Here is an 18,130-nt window from a genome sequence, read left to right as displayed (position 1 = left end):
CTAGTCCAATTCCATCATAAATGGCATCATTGCCAAAAACCCTTCACGTTTCTTCATACGGTCTAATTCCCAAATTGATTTAGTCCAAGGCATATTTTGCTGAACAAAACGAGATTCCATTGATGATTCAGAGAAGGCCGTTGACACTATTTCATCAATAAATGATTTAGCTTTGGGATAAACCGCCACCTTGTAGTTTGATGGTGTTAACTTCGCTCGATCCGCCGCTATTTCGATCGCACGATCTAAGCCCCCCAATTCATCAACTAATCCAATTTGCTTTGCTTGAATACCTGTCCAAACACGCCCCCCAGCCAATGATTGTAATTTCACCAAAGACATCTTACGACCTTGAGCGGCTTTTGATGTAAATGAAGCATAGCCTTGATTCACCATATTTTGAACTACGGATTTCTCAAAGTCGGTCAATGCACTTGGCGAAGACATGAAATTTGAATGCGCGTGCGTATTCACATGATCCTGCGTAATGCCTAATTTATTCTTAAAAAAATTATCTAGGTTTAACCATTGAGCAAAAATTCCAATAGATCCTGTAATCGTGGTAGGCTGGGCAACGATAACATCCGTACCCATCGCCATATAATACCCGCCAGAGGCCGCATAATCAGACATGGATGCGATGACAGGTTTCACTTTCTTGGTAAGTTCAATTTCGCGCCACATTAAATCAGACGCCAACGAAGATCCGCCGGGGGAATCAATACGTAATACGATTGCCTTGACTGATTTGTTATCACGAAGTTTCTTTAGCTCTTTGATAAAATCATCTGAGCCAATGCTTCCATCCCCTCCTTTGGTACCCACGATTTCTCCCTCAGCTACCAAAACCGCAATTTTATTTGTCCCCTTAACTTCGGGAATTGGATTCTTGGCTTTCAAATAATCTGACAACTTCACAAGCGTCAAATCCTCAGAGGTTTTTTTTCGCGTTAAAGACTTTAATTTTGTTTCAAATTCATCGAAATACCCAAGTTTCACCATACCCAATCGCTCTGCATTTTTGGGGTCGAAAGCTTGCAAACTATCCGCAATGGTATTCAATTTTGCAGCTGAAATTCCCCGACTTTCAGAGATCTTTTGGAAAAGTTCTTTATTTACTGATTGAATAAAGGACAAGGTTTGCATTTTATTCTCAGGACTCATGTCCTCGCGAATGAATGGCTCAACGGCTGATTTGAACTGACCCACACGAAAAACGAGCGGTTCAATTTCCAACTTTTCAAATGCCTTTTTAAAGAACATGTACTGAACACTTACCCCATTAAAATCCAATAGACCTGCCGGATTAAGGTATACGACATCAGCAACTGATGCTACATAGTATCCTTTTTCAGAATACGAATTTGCATAAGCGTAGATAAATTTACCTGATTTTTTAAACTTCGCTAAGGCATTGCGGACTTCCGTTAATTTAGCATAACCTGCCATAGGGAAACTAACATCGAGGTAAACCCCTTTAATATTGGAATCCACCTGAGCTCGTTCAAGCGCTGATAAAACCTGAATTAACCCCAATTTATCCGTACTAGAGAAAAATGGATTAGGAATGTCATCGAAAGGATTATCCTCAGTAGAAGCATTCTCCACAAAGGGCCGATTTAGATCTAAATGAAGAATAGACTGTTCTTTAACCTTATATTCGACTTCTGAATCACTCATTGCCGCACCAATGCCGGCAGCAAGTAATAAAACAAACACAAAAAACATACAGATGCCAACCAACGTTGCCAGCGAATATTTAACAAATTGCCACATAGTTATAATTTAAGTAGATACGAATATCTAGTCCTTTATTTAATTTAAGCATGCAATTATGACCAGCGGTCAAATAACTATCCAAAATTTTTACGATAATCCTCACGTGATTGTCTAATCACTTCATGTGCCACATCCCGGCCATACACATCATCGATGTCAACCGCAGAGGAAGTAGTTTCACCCGGCAGCATTTTATATGTCCAAAAATAATGACGTAAGCGTTGAACAATGTCTTTGGGTGCATCTGAAATATCACGCCATTTTCCATAAATGGGATCATCCTTTAACACTGCTATAATTTTATCATCAGCCTCTCCCTTGTCAATCATACGAATTCCACCAATGGGGATCGCCTGACATAAAATATCACCATGCGTAATGGCGCGTTCAGAAAGCACTAAAATATCCAATGGATCACCATCACCTTGCTTTATATCCTTTCCTGAATACTTTCGAGCTAATTCCGCAATACCATCTGAACAGTACGTTTGAGGCAAAAAGCCATATAAGGCTGGAACAATATTAGAGAATTTCTGAGGACGATCTATTTTCAAATAGCCTGTCTCTTTATCGATTTCATATTTCACCGTGTCCGTAGGTACGATTTCAATAAATGCCGTTACTTGTTCGGGCATTTGATCACCAATCTGAATGCCATGCCAAGGATGTGCTTTAAAAAAGTTACGATTCATACGGTATAATCTTTACAAAAACAGCTTAGGTTGAATAATCTGCGCAAATTACAAAAAAATAAGGATATCATGGGAGCCCATTCGCTTTTAAAAATTCCACACTTTTCCCGTTTTTTCGTTAAATTTGCCGTTTGATTAATTAATATCATGATATATCCCATCATCCCTTACGGTGACCCGGTCCTTCGAAAAGTGGCAAAGCCCGTTGATTTCGACTCCCTTGATTTAGTCAAGCTTTCTGAGGACATGTTTGAAACCATGTACGCTGCAAGCGGTGTTGGATTAGCTGCCCCACAAATTGGAATGGATATTCGCTTATTTGTCGTGGATGGACGCCCAATGAACGAAGGAGAAGAAGATGAAGATATTGACCCATCTTTGGTCGATTTCAAAAAGGTTTTTGTGAACGCAACTATCCTGGATGAAACAGGGGAAGAATGGGGATTTGAAGAAGGATGCCTTTCCATTCCCGGTATTAGAGGAGAAGTTTTCAGACCAGAATATGTGAAAATACATTATTGGACTGAACGCGGGGAAGAACGAACGGACGTTTTCGAAGGTTTTGCCGCAAGAATCATTCAACATGAATATGATCATATTGAGGGAATTCTCTTTACGGATCACCTCAACGTGGTTAAAAAGCGAATGATTAAAAATAAGTTAAGTGAAATTACCCGCGGGAAGGTTTCTGTGGATTATAAAATGAAGTTATCCCGCTAATTCAGCAACATGAAGATTTCGATTAATTGGTTACGTGATTTCATCGATTTGGCTCGCTTGCCCAAACAAGGCCAAGCGGAAGAGCTCGATGTTTTATTAACAAATACAGGCCTAGAAGTAGAGGGCATTGAAGCACACGATAAAATCCCTGGTGGTTTACGCGGGTTCGTTATTGGCGAAGTGTTAACCTGTGAAAAATTTGAAGTAAAAGAAAAGACGCTCAGTTTAACAACTGTTGATGCAGGGCTAGATGAAATTTTAACCATTGTTTGTGGTGCCAATAATGTTGCTGCTGGCCAAAAAGTTATCGTTGCAACGCCAGGCACAACTTTGTATGATGCTACAGGAAAAGCACTATTTACGATTGAAAAACGTAAAGTGTACGGCCAGCCCTCAGAAGGTATGATCTGTGCAGAAGACGAAATCGGCATAGGAACTTCCCATGATGGAATCTTAATTCTGGAGACCACATTGGCAAATGGTACACCTGCAGCAGCGTACTTTCAAATCGATTCAGATTTAGTTTTGGAAATTGGCTTAACACCAAACCGTGCAGATGCAGCCTCACACTGGGGTGTTGCGCGTGATATCAAAGCGGTCAGTGGTATCGAGGTGAAACTTCCGGATGTTTCTGCATTTAAAGTGGCTAATAATGCATTCCCCATTGATGTACAAATTAAAGACGAGGGATGTACCCGCTTTTGTGGTTTGACAATCGATGGCGTTCAAGTAGGCCCATCACCCGCTTGGTTACAAGAAAGATTGTCGGCCATTGGCTTACGCCCAATTAATAATATCGTGGACGTGACGAATTACATTTGCCATGGCTTAGGCCAACCGATGCATGCTTACGATTGGAACCAATTACGTGGTGGAAAATTGATTGTGGAACAAGCTAAAACGGGGGCAAAATTTACCACCTTGGATGGCACAGAAAGAACTTTGTCGGGTGAAGAAATCATGATTTGTGATGCAGAAGGTCCTATCGGTTTGGCAGGCGTCATGGGGGGAGCAAATTCATCCATTCAAGATTCAACCACACGGATTTATTTAGAAGTTGCCTATTTCAAACCTGAACGTATTCGTAAGGCAGCACAAATCCATAGCCTAAAAACAGATGCTTCTTTTCGCTTTGAACGTGGAACGGATATTGAAGCGAAGGCTTTTGCAATTCAGTATGCGGCATGCTTAATTCAGGAGGTTGCAGGCGGGCAAATCACTTCAGACTTAGTTGATATCTATTTAGAGAAAGCGGCCTTGGCTGAAATTCATATGACCTATGCGCGCATCAGCAAGCTTATCGGCATTGAAATTGGCGCAGAGCGTATACAAGAGATTTTAATCGCTTTGGATTTTGAACTAAAAAACAAATCGGCGGAAGGTTTTCTCGCTATTGCGCCTGCTTATCGCGTAGACGTAACTCGTGAAGCAGATATCATTGAAGAAATTTTACGTATTCACGGATTGGATAATATTCCATTATCGGAGAACTTAAGTGCCAAATTTATCTCCGAATTTCCTGCATTAGACAAAGAAAAAGTGCAGCTCAGTATCGGCCAAAGTTTAGCTGCCAAAGGTTTTCAAGAAATCATCAGTAATTCATTAACGAAAGGTGAATACCATGGCTTAATTTCAAAAGACTTGGCATTCGATACCGTTGAAGTTTTAAACCGCTTGTCGGAGGACTTAGGCGTCATGCGCCAGCACTTGGTATTCCATGGTTTGGAGGTGATGGCGCATAACATCAACCGCCGTCAAAAAGACTTAAAGCTTTTCGAATTTGGAAAAACATACCATAAGAAGGGTGAAAAGTTTATCGAAAAGCGCCATTTGGCACTTTATTCAACTGGTCTTTTAGAAGGGGAAACGTGGTCACATGTCCCTCAAAAAAGTGAATTACATCACATGTATGCGCAAGTAATTGCCACAATGAAGCAATTAGGTGTGTCGCAACATGAGACATCGGTTATTGAACAATCCAATGTATACGCCTACGGATTAACGATTAGCGTTAACAAAAAGCCGTGTGTGACCTTGGGTTTGGTTCAACCTAAGTTAGCTCAAAAATTCGATGTTAAACAAGCGGTATTCATGGCCGATTTTGATTGGGATTTCTGGGTAAAACAAGAGAAAGGCAATTTCATATACCAGGAGATTTCCAAATTCCCAGAGGTGCGCCGCGATTTATCATTGGTATTAGACCAAACGGTTAGTTTGCAAGCTATTCAACGGGTGGCTGAACAAACGGAAAAAGATATATTGAAAAATATTTCAGTTTTTGATGTTTACGTGGGTAAGAATCTTGGCGAAGGCAAGAAATCTTATTCGGTTTCATTCATACTACAGGATGAGACACAAACACTGACGGATAAAGTTATCGATGCGACAATGGATCGATTGATCACGCGCTTTGAGAAAGAATTGGGAGCCTTGATTCGTAAATAGAATCAAGGCTATGCCACATTTATCGCTTGAACATGTTACCCATGTTCGGCATTTTCATTTTACCATCTTGCACTTTGTTCATCATGCGCATCATTTTACGCATGTCTTCAAATTGCTTTAAAAGACCATTCACTTGTTGGATTGATGTCCCAGACCCCGCGGCAATACGATTCTTGCGGGTAGGGTTCAAAATATCAGGATTCTGACGCTCCTTCAAGGTCATAGATTGTATAATTGCTTCAATCGGCTTAAATGAATCATTGGAAATATCAACATCTTTCACAGCTTGTCCCATACCAGGAACCATACCCATCAAATCTTTGATGTTTCCCATCTTTTTGATTTGCTGTAATTGCGTGTAAAAATCTTCGAATGAAAAATTATTTTGACGAATCTTCTTGTTTAACCGAGCTGCTTCATCTTCATCAAAGGCTTGTTGGGCACGTTCCACCAAGGAAAGCACATCACCCATGCCCAAAATACGATTTGCCATCCGATCTGGATAAAACAAATCCAACGCTTCCATTTTCTCACCGGTAGAGATAAACTTAATGGGTTTATCCACTACTTGGCGAATGGAGAGCGCAGCTCCACCACGTGAATCCCCGTCCAATTTGGTTAAGACAACCCCATCAAAATTCAAGCGATCGTTGAATGTTTTCGCCGTATTCACCGCATCTTGACCTGTCATGGAGTCTACAACGAACAAAATCTCCGTGGGACGAATTGCTTCTTTTACTGCGGCGATTTCATTCATCATGGCCTCATCCACAGCTAAACGACCTGCTGTATCGACAATCACAACTTTCTTGCCCATTTTACGAGCATAAGACAGTGCGTTTTCTGCAATCGAGACCGCATTTTTATTTTCTGGTTCGGCGTAAACTTCCACATCTACTTGCTCGCCCAATACTTTCAATTGGTCAATCGCAGCTGGTCGGTAAATATCACATGCTACCAAAAGTACATTCCTGCCGCCTTTTTTTATATGCTGGGCTAGTTTCCCCGAAAATGTCGTTTTCCCAGAACCTTGTAAACCTGCGATTAAAACCACAGCAGGGTCTCCTTTAAGATTAATATCCTGTTTAGTACCACCCATTAATTGGGTTAATTCCTCCTGAACAATTTTAACTAGCAATTGGCCTGGTTCAACAGCTATCAAGATTTTCTGACCCATGGCCTGATCCTTGATGCGATCCGTTATTTCTTTGGCTACCTTGTAGTTGACATCGGCATCCATCAACGCCCGTCGAATTTCTTTGACAGTCGCGGCAACGTTCACATCGGTAATGCGTCCGTTTCCTTTGAGGGTCCGCATAGCGGTACTTAACTTGGAACTTAAATTTTCAAACATAGTATGATAAAAAAGGATTGCAATTTACGCAATTTGAAGCAAATTCTTAATCAAAAATAATGGTCTTATTCCGGTGCATGAAAACACGATCCTCAAAAACCATCTTCAAGGCATTCGCCAAGACAATCTTTTCCACATCTTTACCTGCTTTGGCCATCTCTTTAGCCGAAAAGCTATGGTTCACTGCCACGATATCTTGGCAAATAATAGGTCCTTCATCGAGGTCGTCCGTTACGAAATGAGCAGTAGCTCCAATAATCTTAACCCCTCGATCAAAGGCTTGTTGGTAAGGCTTAGCACCCACAAAAGCTGGCAGAAAGGAATGATGAATGTTGATCATCCTTCCTAAATATTTGGCAGAAAAATCAGGGCTTAGAATCCGCATGTATTTGGCCAACACAATATAATCTGGATTATATGCGTCAATTTGAGCCTCCACAAGTTTTTCATGATCCTCGCGCGATAATCCATCTGCACTGATCAAATGAAAAGGCATGTTAAATTGTTCGCATAGGCCTTGTAAAACAGCATGATTGCCTATGACAGCGGAAATCTTAAATGGAAGATCTTGGAATTGAGATCGAATCAACAAATCCCCTAAACAATGATGTTCTTTAGTTACCAATAATACGACCTCTTTCAAGGATGGAGGAATGATGTCAACCCGAGCGGCCTTTGGCAAAATGGCAAACAATTCCTTTTTAAGAAGCTGAACATCGCAATCGCCAACATAAGAAATCCGCATAAAAAACTGATTAAATGCCTCATCCACGAATTCATTGGTGCGGGTGACATTCAATAATTTCTCATATAAAATGCCTGTGATTTTATGCACGAGACCTTTTTCATCCTGACATGAAATCTTAATTACCGTTTCCATAAAAAATATTGAGTCAATCCCTCAAATTTACCTCAAAATCATTAATAAAAAAGAATTCCTTATTTACCTTTGCAAGATTAATCGAGCCTAAGCCCGATTAGTAGAAAGCTTATAAAAAATCTATATCAAAATGGAAAAAATTAAAGTGGCCAACCCGGTCGTTGAACTTGATGGGGACGAAATGACTCGCATCATTTGGAAGTTTATCAAAGATAAATTGATCTTGCCTTATGTGGATGTTGATATCAAATACTACGATTTAGGTGTAGAGTATCGCGATGAAACGAATGATCAAGTAACGATTGAGGCAGCTGAGGCCATCAAGAAATATGGAGTTGGTATCAAATGTGCAACCATCACACCAGATGAAGCACGGGTGAAAGAATTCGATTTGAAACAAATGTGGAAATCACCAAACGGCACAATTCGTAACATTTTGGATGGTACGGTTTTCCGTGAGCCTATCGTTTGTGCTAATGTACCTCGTTTGGTACCCAATTGGACAGCACCGATTATGATTGGTCGTCACGCGTTTGGAGATCAATACAGAGCTACTGATTTCGTAACGAAAGGTAAAGGTAAATTAACCGTTACTTTCACGCCTGAAGAAGGGGGTGAGCCACAAACATTTGAGGTGTATAATTTCAAAGGTGATGGGGTTGCATTAACTATGTACAATACGGATGAATCAATAAAAGGTTTTGCGCATTCATGTTTCAACATGGCTTTGAGTAAAGGATGGCCATTGTATTTATCAACAAAGAATACCATTTTGAAGAAATATGATGGTCGTTTCAAGGATATTTTTGAAGAAATCTATCAAAACGATTATAAAGCAAGATTTGATGCTGCGGGAATTGTATACGAGCACCGTTTAATCGATGATATGGTTGCTTCAGCCTTGAAATGGAATGGCAATTTTGTTTGGGCTTGTAAGAACTACGATGGTGATGTACAATCAGATACCGTTGCTCAAGGATTCGGTTCTTTGGGATTGATGACATCCGTATTGATTACGCCAGACGGAAAAGTAATGGAAGCGGAGGCTGCACACGGAACGGTGACACGTCACTACCGTGATCATCAAGCTGGGAAACCGACTTCAACGAATCCAATTGCATCAATCTTTGCTTGGACGCGCGGGTTAGAATTTAGAGGTAAATTAGATAGCAATATGGCGTTAGTTAACTTCTGCCAAACATTGGAGAAAGTTTGCGTTGAGACTGTCGAGTCAGGTAAAATGACAAAAGACTTGGCGGTATGTATTCACGGAAATAAAGTGAATCATGGTGAGCACTACTTGTATACCGAAGAGTTCTTGGAAGCGTTAGATACCAACTTGAAAGCTGCTCTAGCGTAAGCAATATCTAGCTGATTAAAAAAGCCACCTTGCATTGAGGTGGCTTTTTTTTATTGCCCAATAATTAGCGTTTGTTGTAACACTTCATTTGATCGTGGCTTAACCACCAACTTATACCAACCAGCAGATAAAGAATCTACTTTAAATCCAAAAGCCCCATCTTCTTTAATTGTTCCATCCAATACCAATCTGCCATCCAAGGAATACAATGAAAATGAAGCACCCATTAAGTTTGACTTTGACTGAATCGTAACCGAACTTATTGCGGGATTAGGGTATACTGATAATCCTTTGTCAGCTGGTAAAACATAATTAATCTCAACCGTTGGAGAAATACATTTAGGCCCGTTAGGATATGATTTGGAAGCAAATACCTTATAGGTTCCGGCTTGATTAACCCGAAGATTAACACCCTTTTCTGAGTTGATAGGCAAATTATTGAGCGACCAGTTAAAATCTACATCGAATAATTTAACTCCTCCGGTTATAAAGTAAGGACTTAATTGGCTAATTACCGGTGTACTTGGATTAGCGAAGACCTTTGTTGTAAGTGTAGCGGAATTGTTTGACTTACAACCTAAATCGTCTTGTGTAAAAACGTTGAATGTACCTTCCGTATTTACCGAAATTGAACTCACTCGCTGTCCTGAACTCCAATAAAAATTGGCATACTGCGCTTTTGCTTCCAAATTTACTTGTTGACCTTGACAAAAAATTAACGTGCCATTGACCGTAACTGTTGGCACATCTGGTTTCACAATCGGCTGAAGAAGAAAAACGGGGGTGATTTGCTTTTGCTGAAGTGAATCTGTAATGACCAGTTGATACTTTCCGGCCACTAAAGATTGATTATCTGTTGCCGAATTTACATAGGTTCCATCTGAAGTAAGCCACTCTATTTTTTTTCCTGTAATAGCTGGTATCCCTTTTACACAAAGTGTCGAATCCTTGTCACAATAAAGAGATACTAATGGTAGATTTTCCGCAACCATCGGATTTACTTCCTTTTTGTTTAGGTCTTTTATTTTGGTCAACCATTTACTAGCTAGTTCTTGATAGGAATCTTTGGTAAAATGGACACATAAAGACAGATTATCACCCTTGCGTGGCACTTCAATACTATCCGTATTAGGCCCAGAATAAACATTTGGCAAATCATCCAAATTCAAAATATCTCGTTGGGCTTGAATAATATCCATATTAATTTTTCCCGTTGTACAACCCGCTTCTGTAAGGGCTGAAAAATAGGACACCTCAGCGATTACCCAAGGTATAGGAAAACCTGCATCTCTACGGGCATATTGGATTAATTTCTTTAAATAATCTTGATATGCCTGTTTGGGCATATCGAAATTACTATCTGTTTCACCTTGATGCCATAACACTGCTTTAAACCCCATATTTTTACCATAAACTTCCAGGGCTCGCTTTAAATTTGCATAAGGAAATCCTTTAGGATAGGATAATACGGATGCCCATGGATTGGTTGAGGATAGACCTTCTGCTGATTCAACCCAATTTCGAATGGAAGTAGCCGTCCAGCCGGTATTAATAAAACACACAGGTACTTGATACGTTTTTACCAAACTATCACCTAAAGCTGCCCAGTAATAAGGCGATAATCCAATGGGACCACTGGTTGATAAGCTGTCCATTTGAACAAATTGATTCATTGGAAAATCTAAGCTTTGCTCTCCTAAAAACTGATAATTACCTCCTTGATTAGAAGCTACATCTTTGGTGTAAAAATTTGCTACATTAACTCGATCGTCCGTAGCACCTTGTTCGTTTGATTTACGAATGGTGCCTTGCGCGTTTGATTGGCCAGAAATAAGGTAATTGTCTCCTACACCTACACGCAAAAGCTGTGCAGAGTCCAGTAAAATTTGATCCTTAAATGACCTGACTTTCAAGGTATACCATCCCCCCTTGGCTTTTATACGTCCATTAAACAATCCGCCAGCAGGTCGAGGAGAGATATCTTCCCATTGAGTGGATTCTTTTTCACCTCCATTAAGCGATACTAACTTAACCTGAACTTTATTTGCTTGGACTGGGCAATTGCCTAATACAGAAAAGACGGCTTGATTTGACTTATCACGTTGAAATATCTGTCGATTGTGTGGAAACAAAACCTTCGTCTGAGCATGTGCCCAATGAAAAGTTAATAATCCTATAGCCAAAATCAAATATTTCATATTGCATTAATCTGAATGCAAAATACAAAAAAAGGTCGTATTAGAAAACCAATACGACCTTTAAACTTATCTAACGTACACTAAATTACTCGCCTACTACAGAAAAAGAAATTTTGTGTTTCACTTCTTTATGCAAATCTAAAGTAGCTGTGTAATCACCAGTCATTTTTACCTCTGAGTCAAAAGAAATTTTCTTACGATCAACATCGAATCCTTTTTCTTTCAACATCTCAGAAATTTGTAAACTCGTTACACGTCCGAAGATTTTACCACTATCACCCGCTTTCGCTGCGATGGTTAATGACAACTCGCCGATAGATGAAGCTAATTCAAACGCATCTTGACGGATTTTCTCCACTTTATGCGCTGCTTGCTTTACGTTCTCAGCTAATACTTTACGATTGGATGGAGTTGCCATCACAGCAAATCCTTGTGGAATTAAGTAATTACGACCATAACCAGCTTTCACCGCTACAACGTCGTTCTTATATCCTAACCCAGCAATATCCGTTTTTAATATAATTTCCATCTTATTTTTACAATCAAATGTTTATCAGGTTACCCCCAGTTTATTTTAAACCATCCGCCACATAAGGCATCAAGGCTAGGTGACGTGAACGCTTAATTGCTTGCGCTACACGACGTTGGAATTTCAAAGAAGTTCCCGTAATACGACGAGGTAAAATTTTACCTTGCTCATTCACCAACTTCAATAAATAGTCTGGGTTCTTGTAATCAATGTAATTAATGCCCGCTTTCTTAAAACGGCAATATTTTTTGCGATTACTATTTTTATCTACAGGTTCGTTAACTAATGTCATCTTATGCTTCTGTTTTTTCTGGTTTTCTACCTACTAAACCTTTTCTCTTTTTCTCATTGTACAATACCGCGTGCTTATCTAACGCGGTAGTCAAGAAACGAATTACTTTTTCATCGCGCTTGTATTCAAGCTCTAATTTCGCGATTAACTGAGGATCCGCTGCAAATTCAAATATTTGATAGAAACCGGTATGCTTGTTTTGGATTGGGTAAGCCAACTTGCGTAAGCCCCAAGCATCGTCATGAACGATTTGAGCACCATTATCTACCAATAATTTTTTGAATTTTTCAACGGCGTCCTTTGTCTGTTGCTCAGACAAAACGGGAGTTAAAATGAACACCGTCTCGTAGTTTTTTAATTGCATACAAAATTGTTGTTTAAAAACTTAAAAAAAATTTGGATTGCAAAAGTATGAATAATACTTAACAATCAAAAACTTAGCCAAAAATAAATTAGGATTATCGTACCTCAAAAGTCCCCAAGCCTATGAGAAATCCCTCTGCATAAAGCTCGATCTCATGTTTGCCCTCTCGATACGGAGTAGATCGCGGGTATATAAATTCCACCGATTGGTGATTGTTCTCGTAAAAAATACGTTGTTTGGCGGTGTATACTAATTCCTTACCTTTAAATAAGACCGTACCCGAACCTAACGCGTAATCGGACAAGGTATTGCCAGTAGGTTCAATAATCCGCAAATAAATCGTTTTGATTTCACGTGTTGCCAAAGAGTTATTTTGCAGATGAAAAATAACCCGAATCTTATCAATTCGCTTGGCTTTCTGGCCTTGCATTCCGGACTCTTTTCCGCGGGACGAAATTGCGTAAACGTTAACCCCTTCTGCTCGTAAGGCAGCTGCAACTGATACTTTTTCCGCTAACTCTTGGTTTCTTACTTCCAAAACACGCGAACGCTCATTCAATTCTCTTTTCTCGATACCAAAAGTAGCACTTGAATCACGTAACGCTTTCTGCACATTTGAAAGGCCATCTTGCAACAATTTTGCTTCTCTACTTAAAGAATCATTTCGTGCCAACAAGAATACATTTTCACGACGTAATTTTTTGATTTCTTGGTCTTTTAACCCCAATAAACGTAAATAATATGCCAATTTTTTCTGAAACTCCTCTGGTCCCATTTCAGGATGTTCTGCTAGCTCTTTTTGATCTCCTAATATCTGTAAACGCGCCTTCTCAAGTTCATTTACGCGGCCGCCCAAGCGTTTAATTTGAATCATACGAACCTGTAATTGTTTCGAGATGGAATCTAATCGCTCCTTAGCATTCTCAACAAAAGTCTCTTGTGATTGTCCTAATTTCCAAAAATCAGGTTGGTACTTTTCAATGTACAGCATTCCAGCCAATAGGAATACCAAAAAGGCCAAAAGGTAGACCAGGCGTTCCAATCGTTTTTCTCTAGAACCTATCGAATCTGATTGCATTGATGTTATGTAATTTGCTGCCGCAAGCTTATGCCGCACCGAAGAATCAAAAATAATAAATTAATTTTACATCACAATTATTTTATACACGATGTCCATATCGAAAGAAGTAGCTAAAATTCAAGCCGAATTACATGCATACCCATGCAATTTAATTGTGGTAACCAAAACACGAAGTATCAAAGAGTTACAAGATGTACATGCCTGTGGCATTCGTGATTTTGGAGAAAATCGTGTGCAAGAAATGGTCGACAAACAGGCGCAGTTACCAAATGATATTAAATGGCACCAAATTGGCCATTTGCAGACCAATAAGGTAAAATACATTGCACCTTTTATTCACCTGATTCATTCAGTTGATTCATTCAGTCTTTTAAAAGAGATCAATAAACAAGCAGAGAAACATAATCGGGTGATACCGTGCTTACTTCAAATATATATCGCTCAGGAGGACACAAAATTTGGATTAGACAAACAAGAAGCGATCGATATCCTTCAGAATCCAGAGTTAGTAAATTTAGCCAATATTCAACTTGTTGGTCTTATGGGAATGGCTACCTTCACGGAAAATACGTCCCAAATCCAAAAGGAATTCAAACAACTTAAAGCCCTTTTTGATTTGTTTAAATCTGAGGAAATAGGATTGGATTCCCAAAGAGTAGTTTGGCAAGAAATCTCCATGGGAATGTCAGGAGATTACTTACTGGCCGCACAGGAAGGCTCAACCATGGTCCGGGTAGGTTCTGCCATTTTTGGGCCTAGGGCATAAAAAAAGCCCCCAAAAGGAGGCTTTCAAAAATTATATGTGCGACTATCGAGCCAATGATAAAATCTCGAATTCCATATGTCCAGCCGGTGCTTGAATTTGAGCCAACTCGCCTACTTTCTTGCCAAGCAATCCTTTACCAAAGGGAGAAGATGCCGAAATCTTACCCGCACGTAAATCAGCCTCTTCTTCAGAGACAATGGTATATTTTACCTTTGCATTATTCTTTGTATTTCGAATCTCAACTATGGAGTAAATCGAAACAATCGTTAAATCAATCGTTGACTCATCGAGCACTCGAGCATTGGAAACTACTTCTTCCAACTTCGATATTTTTAACTCCAATAAGCCCTGAGCATCCTTGGCAGCATCATATTCTGCATTTTCACTCAGATCTCCCTTGTCTCGGGCTTCCGCGATTTGTTTTGCCATATCAGAGCGACCTTGAATTTTTAAATGATGTAGTTCAGCCTTTAACTTATCTAGGGCCTCTGCCGTATAATATTGAAACTTTGCCATAATGGAACAGAAGTTAGTGCATGTGTTAAAAACAAAATAGAACGGCCTCCGACCGTTCTACTTAAATTATTTGTAGTTTTGTTTCGGATTCGGAACTAAAATAAATGTTGCTTTGCTAACACAAAATCAGTTTTGGTAAGCCACAAAGGTAAACAAAAAATGTTTTACAACAATCAAAAAACATTTTCAACCAGCCCCATCTTCTATGCGTATCGTTTTTTTTGGCACCCCTGATTTTGCAGTTGCAAGCCTTGAGGCACTCATTCAAGCAAATTTTGATGTAGTAGCAGTTGTCACTGCTCCTGATAAACCTGCCGGACGAGGCCAGCAATTACAGTCATCCGCTGTTAAACAATATGCCGAAACGCTTGGGCTTCCAGTTCTCCAGCCACTAAAACTGAAGGATCCCACATTCATAGAAGAATTAAAGCTATATAAACCTGACCTACAAGTTATCGTTGCCTTTCGTATGCTGCCAGAGGTCGTATGGAATTTACCTCTTATGGGGACCTTCAATCTGCATGGATCTTTACTTCCTAATTATCGGGGAGCGGCTCCTATTCACTGGGCAGTAATTAATGGGGAAACCACAACCGGTGTTACTACATTTTTCTTGCAACATGAAATAGATACTGGAGATCTTCTTTTCCAAGAAACAGAACCCATTTACCCGGATGATACCACAGGCGACGTATATGACCGACTCATGAAAAAGGGGGCCAACCTTGTTGTTAAAACTGCTCATGCCATTCAGGCAGGTAAAACTCAGCCCATCCCACAAGATGAGACCATGGCCATGAAACCAGCCCCGAAACTGAATAGAGCCATGGGTGAAGTTCATTGGTCCAAAACGGGATCAGAAATATACAATTTGGTACGTGGTATGTATCCATTCCCAGGATCACACACGACATTCCAAGGGAAAAATTGCAAGTTAGTTCATATTAAGTTTCATCCTGAAGTGATTCCTGATTTAGGAATTGGGATTTGGGATACAGACCAAAAAACCTTTTTACGCGTAGGATGCCAAGACGGCTATATCGAGATCCTAGAATGGCAAATGGAAGGCAAAAAGCGCATGAAAATCGACGAATTTTTACGTGGATATAACCTTACTTTTTAGGCACAAATGCCCATCGACCTAAGGCGTAAAAGTATCCATTTCCTTGCCTAGGCTTTATAAAAACCCAATTTTGCGTACTATTCACTTCGACAAGCGCATAATCACTGGTGGTTGTGATTTCCTTTGGCATAATCGCTATTTGACAGGCACAAACCTTACCCACTTTCAAGCTATCTAAAGTCATTAGTAAAGCCTTCGTGTCACGAACCTTGTTTAATCGATTCGCATTTCTGTAAACAATGGATTGATAATGATCTCTGTACTTTTCAAATTCAAAAGCTAATGCAGGAAATTTACTGACTAAATCTGCACTATTGATAAATCGCTGCACATGACCCGGATCTGGAAATCCTACAAAATCACCTCCCCAAAACATTCCGAGTTGTTTCGCCTCTTGCCCCATACGTGTGTATCTGGGCGATATCCTTAGATACTTTCTTCGGACATATAATCCCACATCAGCAGCTAAATTAAAATTATGAAAAGATAAATAAACCTGAGATCTCCCTGAATTCTTCAACTCCTGTTGGCGTTTCAAATTTCTCACAGCCTGCAAAAAACGCATCGACCACCCCATTTGTCCAATCCGATGTTTCAAACTATCCTTTTGAACTTCAAATGCGAATACCTCTGAACGTAAGACAGGTAACCATATCGAATCCAAAGCTGGATAATCAACCCGTAGACTCGCCAAATAACGCAAACTTGTACTATCAGTTAGCTTGGCAAATTGGCCATCAATTACCAGATTTAAGTCGCCTGATGCACTGTGATTCGGCAAGGTATCTCGCTGGCGGTACATCCAAAGTAAATCGGGTGCCTGTAAGGATTCGATTTTTTGAGGCAAACATGTTAACCGAACAGAATCAATTTGTGCCTCGACAGGCAACCAAAGAAATAAAAAACATAAAAAGAGTAGAACACGCATTATTTAAGCGGTATCACCAACTCCTCTCCTCGCATCGTAACATCCTCTGTTTTATGATTTGCGTCCATAAGGGCCTTTTTTGAAATTTTATACTTTTCAGCAACGACACGCAATATATCCCCTTTGCCAACAATGTGTATGGCTTGAACTTTCACTTTTACTTTCCCTCCACCTTTTACACCTGAAGGGTTCATGGATTTCAGTTGGTCGACAGTCATCCCAAAATGCTTGGCAATAGATTCCGCTGATTCATTTGGATCAGCTTGATACGTATACGATTTGCCTTCAGGCTCATCAACCTCCACATCGGGAACCTTTTCAGCTTCGGCCTCTTTTTTTTGTCTCTCTAAGTCCAATGCAGCTTGATCTACCGGTTCTTCCTCGCTTGATGAATCACTTACGGTTGAATCCCGAAGTACGGTAGGAGAAGCAATATCCTCCATGGGCAAGTCATCTTCTTCTTGTTGTACTTTTTCAGCTTTGGCTAAAATTGTTGTATCAGGCGCTAAAAAATGTTCGTATCCTACAAACAATAAAGCTACTACGGTCACTGATAACACAATTAAGGTTATTAGAGGCAAATTAGATGAATTACTTTCTTTCATAAATTTGAAATTATTATAAACTCCGCGTTTTTTGACTCATTTCAGCAACTTTTTCAATTAAGTCGGCCTTGTAAAGTTCTAATTTCGAGGATAGAGATACATCGCTAAGGGCAATCATTTGCATTGCCAAAAGACCTGCATTTTTAGCAGCATTTAATGCGACAGTGGCGACAGGCACGCCATTGGGCATTTGCAAAATCGAAAGTATCGAATCCCAGCCATCCAATGAGTTTGATGATTTTACTGGAACACCGATTACAGGTAAAACTGTAGCGGAGGCTACCATGCCAGGTAAATGTGCCGCTCCTCCTGCGCCAGCAATTATTACTTGAACACCTCTTGATTTTGCTGATTGTGCATATTCGAGCATTTTAACAGGGGTTCGATGCGCCGATACAATATCAACTTCATAGGCAATGCCAAAATCTTTACAAACTTGAATTGCATCTTGCATTACAGGCAGATCAGAGCTGCTTCCCATGATGATTCCTACCATAT

General features: G+C 39.9%; 18 protein-coding genes. 5 read left to right on the top strand and 13 right to left on the bottom strand.

Translation table 11 applies throughout. The annotated features are described in order from the left end of the window. Together sppA and ACIQZ2_RS00145 are read right to left on the bottom strand one after the other, a co-directional pair. The gene (gene sppA, locus ACIQZ2_RS00150) at nt 1-1,776 is read right to left on the bottom strand and encodes a signal peptide peptidase SppA (RefSeq protein WP_395766800.1); all 1,776 of its coding nucleotides are present in this window, start codon (nt 1,774-1,776) and stop codon (nt 1-3) included. 77 nt (nt 1,777-1,853) lie between these two features. Beyond that, complete coding sequence (locus ACIQZ2_RS00145) at nt 1,854-2,471, bottom strand: inorganic pyrophosphatase (protein WP_395766799.1); 618 nt, start codon at nt 2,469-2,471, stop codon at nt 1,854-1,856. A gap of 147 nt (nt 2,472-2,618) precedes the next feature. Here ACIQZ2_RS00145 and def point away from each other — a divergent pair, with 147 nt between their 5' ends. Both def and pheT read left to right on the top strand, forming a co-directional pair. Beyond that, a complete protein-coding gene (gene def, locus ACIQZ2_RS00140) occupies nt 2,619-3,191 on the top strand; it encodes a peptide deformylase (RefSeq protein ID WP_395766798.1) in 573 nt (190 codons plus the stop codon). A 9-nt stretch (nt 3,192-3,200) separates the two neighbouring features. After that, nucleotides 3,201-5,636 carry a phenylalanine--tRNA ligase subunit beta gene (pheT, locus tag ACIQZ2_RS00135; RefSeq protein WP_395766797.1) on the top strand — a complete coding sequence of 812 codons (2,436 nt, stop codon included), beginning with the start codon at nt 3,201-3,203 and terminating at the stop codon, nt 5,634-5,636. Between the two features lie 19 nt (nt 5,637-5,655). Here pheT and ffh read toward each other — a convergent pair whose 3' ends face one another. Continuing rightward, entirely contained in the window at nt 5,656-6,990 is a 1,335-nt protein-coding gene (gene ffh, locus ACIQZ2_RS00130) for a signal recognition particle protein (protein WP_395766796.1), read from the bottom strand. A gap of 46 nt (nt 6,991-7,036) precedes the next feature. Then, nucleotides 7,037-7,870 carry a formyltetrahydrofolate deformylase gene (gene purU, locus ACIQZ2_RS00125; protein WP_395766795.1) on the bottom strand — a complete coding sequence of 278 codons (834 nt, stop codon included), beginning with the start codon at nt 7,868-7,870 and terminating at the stop codon, nt 7,037-7,039. 130 nt (nt 7,871-8,000) lie between these two features. Here purU and ACIQZ2_RS00120 point away from each other — a divergent pair, with 130 nt between their 5' ends. Continuing rightward, nucleotides 8,001-9,230 carry an isocitrate dehydrogenase (NADP(+)) gene (locus tag ACIQZ2_RS00120; RefSeq protein WP_395766794.1) on the top strand — a complete coding sequence of 410 codons (1,230 nt, stop codon included), beginning with the start codon at nt 8,001-8,003 and terminating at the stop codon, nt 9,228-9,230. A 50-nt stretch (nt 9,231-9,280) separates the two neighbouring features. On the opposite strand, the gene ACIQZ2_RS00115 is transcribed toward ACIQZ2_RS00120, so the two are convergent. From ACIQZ2_RS00115 to ACIQZ2_RS00095, 5 genes are all read right to left on the bottom strand, one after another. Then, nucleotides 9,281-11,428, bottom strand: coding sequence for a sialate O-acetylesterase (locus ACIQZ2_RS00115; protein ID WP_395766793.1), 2,148 nt, complete (start codon nt 11,426-11,428; stop codon nt 9,281-9,283). Nucleotides 11,429-11,513: 85 nt separating this feature from the next. Continuing rightward, nucleotides 11,514-11,957, bottom strand: a complete 444-nt coding sequence (gene rplI / locus ACIQZ2_RS00110) for a 50S ribosomal protein L9 (protein WP_395766792.1) — start codon at nt 11,955-11,957, stop codon at nt 11,514-11,516. A 40-nt stretch (nt 11,958-11,997) separates the two neighbouring features. Further along, a complete protein-coding gene (gene rpsR, locus ACIQZ2_RS00105; RefSeq protein ID WP_377983693.1) occupies nt 11,998-12,249 on the bottom strand; it encodes a 30S ribosomal protein S18 in 252 nt (83 codons plus the stop codon). 1 nt (nt 12,250) lies between these two features. Next, nucleotides 12,251-12,613, bottom strand: a complete 363-nt coding sequence (gene rpsF / locus ACIQZ2_RS00100) for a 30S ribosomal protein S6 (protein WP_315576951.1) — start codon at nt 12,611-12,613, stop codon at nt 12,251-12,253. Between the two features lie 94 nt (nt 12,614-12,707). Continuing rightward, a complete protein-coding gene (locus ACIQZ2_RS00095) occupies nt 12,708-13,730 on the bottom strand; it encodes a hypothetical protein (RefSeq protein WP_395766791.1) in 1,023 nt (340 codons plus the stop codon). A 52-nt stretch (nt 13,731-13,782) separates the two neighbouring features. Between ACIQZ2_RS00095 and ACIQZ2_RS00090 the strand changes: the two genes are divergently transcribed. Further along, nucleotides 13,783-14,460 carry a YggS family pyridoxal phosphate-dependent enzyme gene (locus ACIQZ2_RS00090; RefSeq protein ID WP_395766790.1) on the top strand — a complete coding sequence of 226 codons (678 nt, stop codon included), beginning with the start codon at nt 13,783-13,785 and terminating at the stop codon, nt 14,458-14,460. A gap of 42 nt (nt 14,461-14,502) precedes the next feature. Here the strand turns inward: ACIQZ2_RS00090 and greA are convergent, their stop codons facing one another. Beyond that, nucleotides 14,503-14,976: a transcription elongation factor GreA gene (gene greA / locus ACIQZ2_RS00085; RefSeq protein ID WP_395766789.1), complete on the bottom strand. Its 474-nt coding sequence runs from the start codon at nt 14,974-14,976 to the stop codon at nt 14,503-14,505. Nucleotides 14,977-15,181: 205 nt separating this feature from the next. Between greA and fmt the strand changes: the two genes are divergently transcribed. Further along, nucleotides 15,182-16,099: a methionyl-tRNA formyltransferase gene (fmt, locus tag ACIQZ2_RS00080; protein ID WP_395766788.1), complete on the top strand. Its 918-nt coding sequence runs from the start codon at nt 15,182-15,184 to the stop codon at nt 16,097-16,099. On the opposite strand, the gene ACIQZ2_RS00075 is transcribed toward fmt, so the two are convergent. The 3 genes from ACIQZ2_RS00075 to purE are packed head-to-tail and all read right to left on the bottom strand — an operon-like array spanning nt 16,089 to nt 18,128. Beyond that, nucleotides 16,089-17,027: a M15 family metallopeptidase gene (locus ACIQZ2_RS00075; RefSeq protein WP_395766787.1), complete on the bottom strand. Its 939-nt coding sequence runs from the start codon at nt 17,025-17,027 to the stop codon at nt 16,089-16,091. The genes fmt and ACIQZ2_RS00075 overlap by 11 nt on opposite strands. Beyond that, nucleotides 17,027-17,632 (bottom strand): LysM peptidoglycan-binding domain-containing protein, encoded by a 606-nt coding sequence (locus ACIQZ2_RS00070; RefSeq protein ID WP_395766786.1) that lies wholly within the window; start codon nt 17,630-17,632, stop codon nt 17,027-17,029. Before ACIQZ2_RS00070 ends, ACIQZ2_RS00075 begins: the two co-directional genes overlap by 1 nt. A 13-nt stretch (nt 17,633-17,645) precedes the next feature. Next, nucleotides 17,646-18,128 (bottom strand): 5-(carboxyamino)imidazole ribonucleotide mutase, encoded by a 483-nt coding sequence (gene purE / locus ACIQZ2_RS00065; RefSeq protein ID WP_395766785.1) that lies wholly within the window; start codon nt 18,126-18,128, stop codon nt 17,646-17,648. Between the last annotated feature and the right edge of the window lie 2 nt (nt 18,129-18,130).

It is taken from the genome of Aquirufa sp. (assembly GCF_044342065.1).
Classification (GTDB): Bacteria; Bacteroidota; Bacteroidia; order Cytophagales; family Spirosomataceae; genus Aquirufa.
The sequence above is the reverse complement of the archived record's forward strand: the minus strand, read 5'-3'. Positions and strand labels throughout refer to the sequence as shown.

Excerpts from the sequence above, each read along its gene's own strand:
- ACIQZ2_RS00075 (WP_395766787.1), bottom strand. The coding sequence starts at position 17,027 with ATGCGTGTTCTACTCTTTTTATGTTTTTTATTTCTTTGGTTGCCTGTC.
- purE (WP_395766785.1), bottom strand. The coding sequence starts at position 18,128 with ATGGTAGGAATCATCATGGGAAGCAGCTCTGATCTGCCTGTAATGCAA.
- ACIQZ2_RS00115 (WP_395766793.1), bottom strand. The coding sequence starts at position 11,428 with ATGAAATATTTGATTTTGGCTATAGGATTATTAACTTTTCATTGGGCA.
- ACIQZ2_RS00070 (WP_395766786.1), bottom strand. The coding sequence starts at position 17,632 with ATGAAAGAAAGTAATTCATCTAATTTGCCTCTAATAACCTTAATTGTG.
- ffh (WP_395766796.1), bottom strand. The coding sequence starts at position 6,990 with ATGTTTGAAAATTTAAGTTCCAAGTTAAGTACCGCTATGCGGACCCTC.
- purU (WP_395766795.1), bottom strand. The coding sequence starts at position 7,870 with ATGGAAACGGTAATTAAGATTTCATGTCAGGATGAAAAAGGTCTCGTG.
- ACIQZ2_RS00145 (WP_395766799.1), bottom strand. The coding sequence starts at position 2,471 with ATGAATCGTAACTTTTTTAAAGCACATCCTTGGCATGGCATTCAGATT.
- ACIQZ2_RS00090 (WP_395766790.1), top strand. The coding sequence starts at position 13,783 with ATGTCCATATCGAAAGAAGTAGCTAAAATTCAAGCCGAATTACATGCA.
- def (WP_395766798.1), top strand. The coding sequence starts at position 2,619 with ATGATATATCCCATCATCCCTTACGGTGACCCGGTCCTTCGAAAAGTG.
- sppA (WP_395766800.1), bottom strand. The coding sequence starts at position 1,776 with ATGTGGCAATTTGTTAAATATTCGCTGGCAACGTTGGTTGGCATCTGT.
- rpsR (WP_377983693.1), bottom strand. The coding sequence starts at position 12,249 with ATGACATTAGTTAACGAACCTGTAGATAAAAATAGTAATCGCAAAAAA.
- ACIQZ2_RS00120 (WP_395766794.1), top strand. The coding sequence starts at position 8,001 with ATGGAAAAAATTAAAGTGGCCAACCCGGTCGTTGAACTTGATGGGGAC.
- rpsF (WP_315576951.1), bottom strand. The coding sequence starts at position 12,613 with ATGCAATTAAAAAACTACGAGACGGTGTTCATTTTAACTCCCGTTTTG.
- fmt (WP_395766788.1), top strand. The coding sequence starts at position 15,182 with ATGCGTATCGTTTTTTTTGGCACCCCTGATTTTGCAGTTGCAAGCCTT.
- greA (WP_395766789.1), bottom strand. The coding sequence starts at position 14,976 with ATGGCAAAGTTTCAATATTATACGGCAGAGGCCCTAGATAAGTTAAAG.
- pheT (WP_395766797.1), top strand. The coding sequence starts at position 3,201 with ATGAAGATTTCGATTAATTGGTTACGTGATTTCATCGATTTGGCTCGC.
- rplI (WP_395766792.1), bottom strand. The coding sequence starts at position 11,957 with ATGGAAATTATATTAAAAACGGATATTGCTGGGTTAGGATATAAGAAC.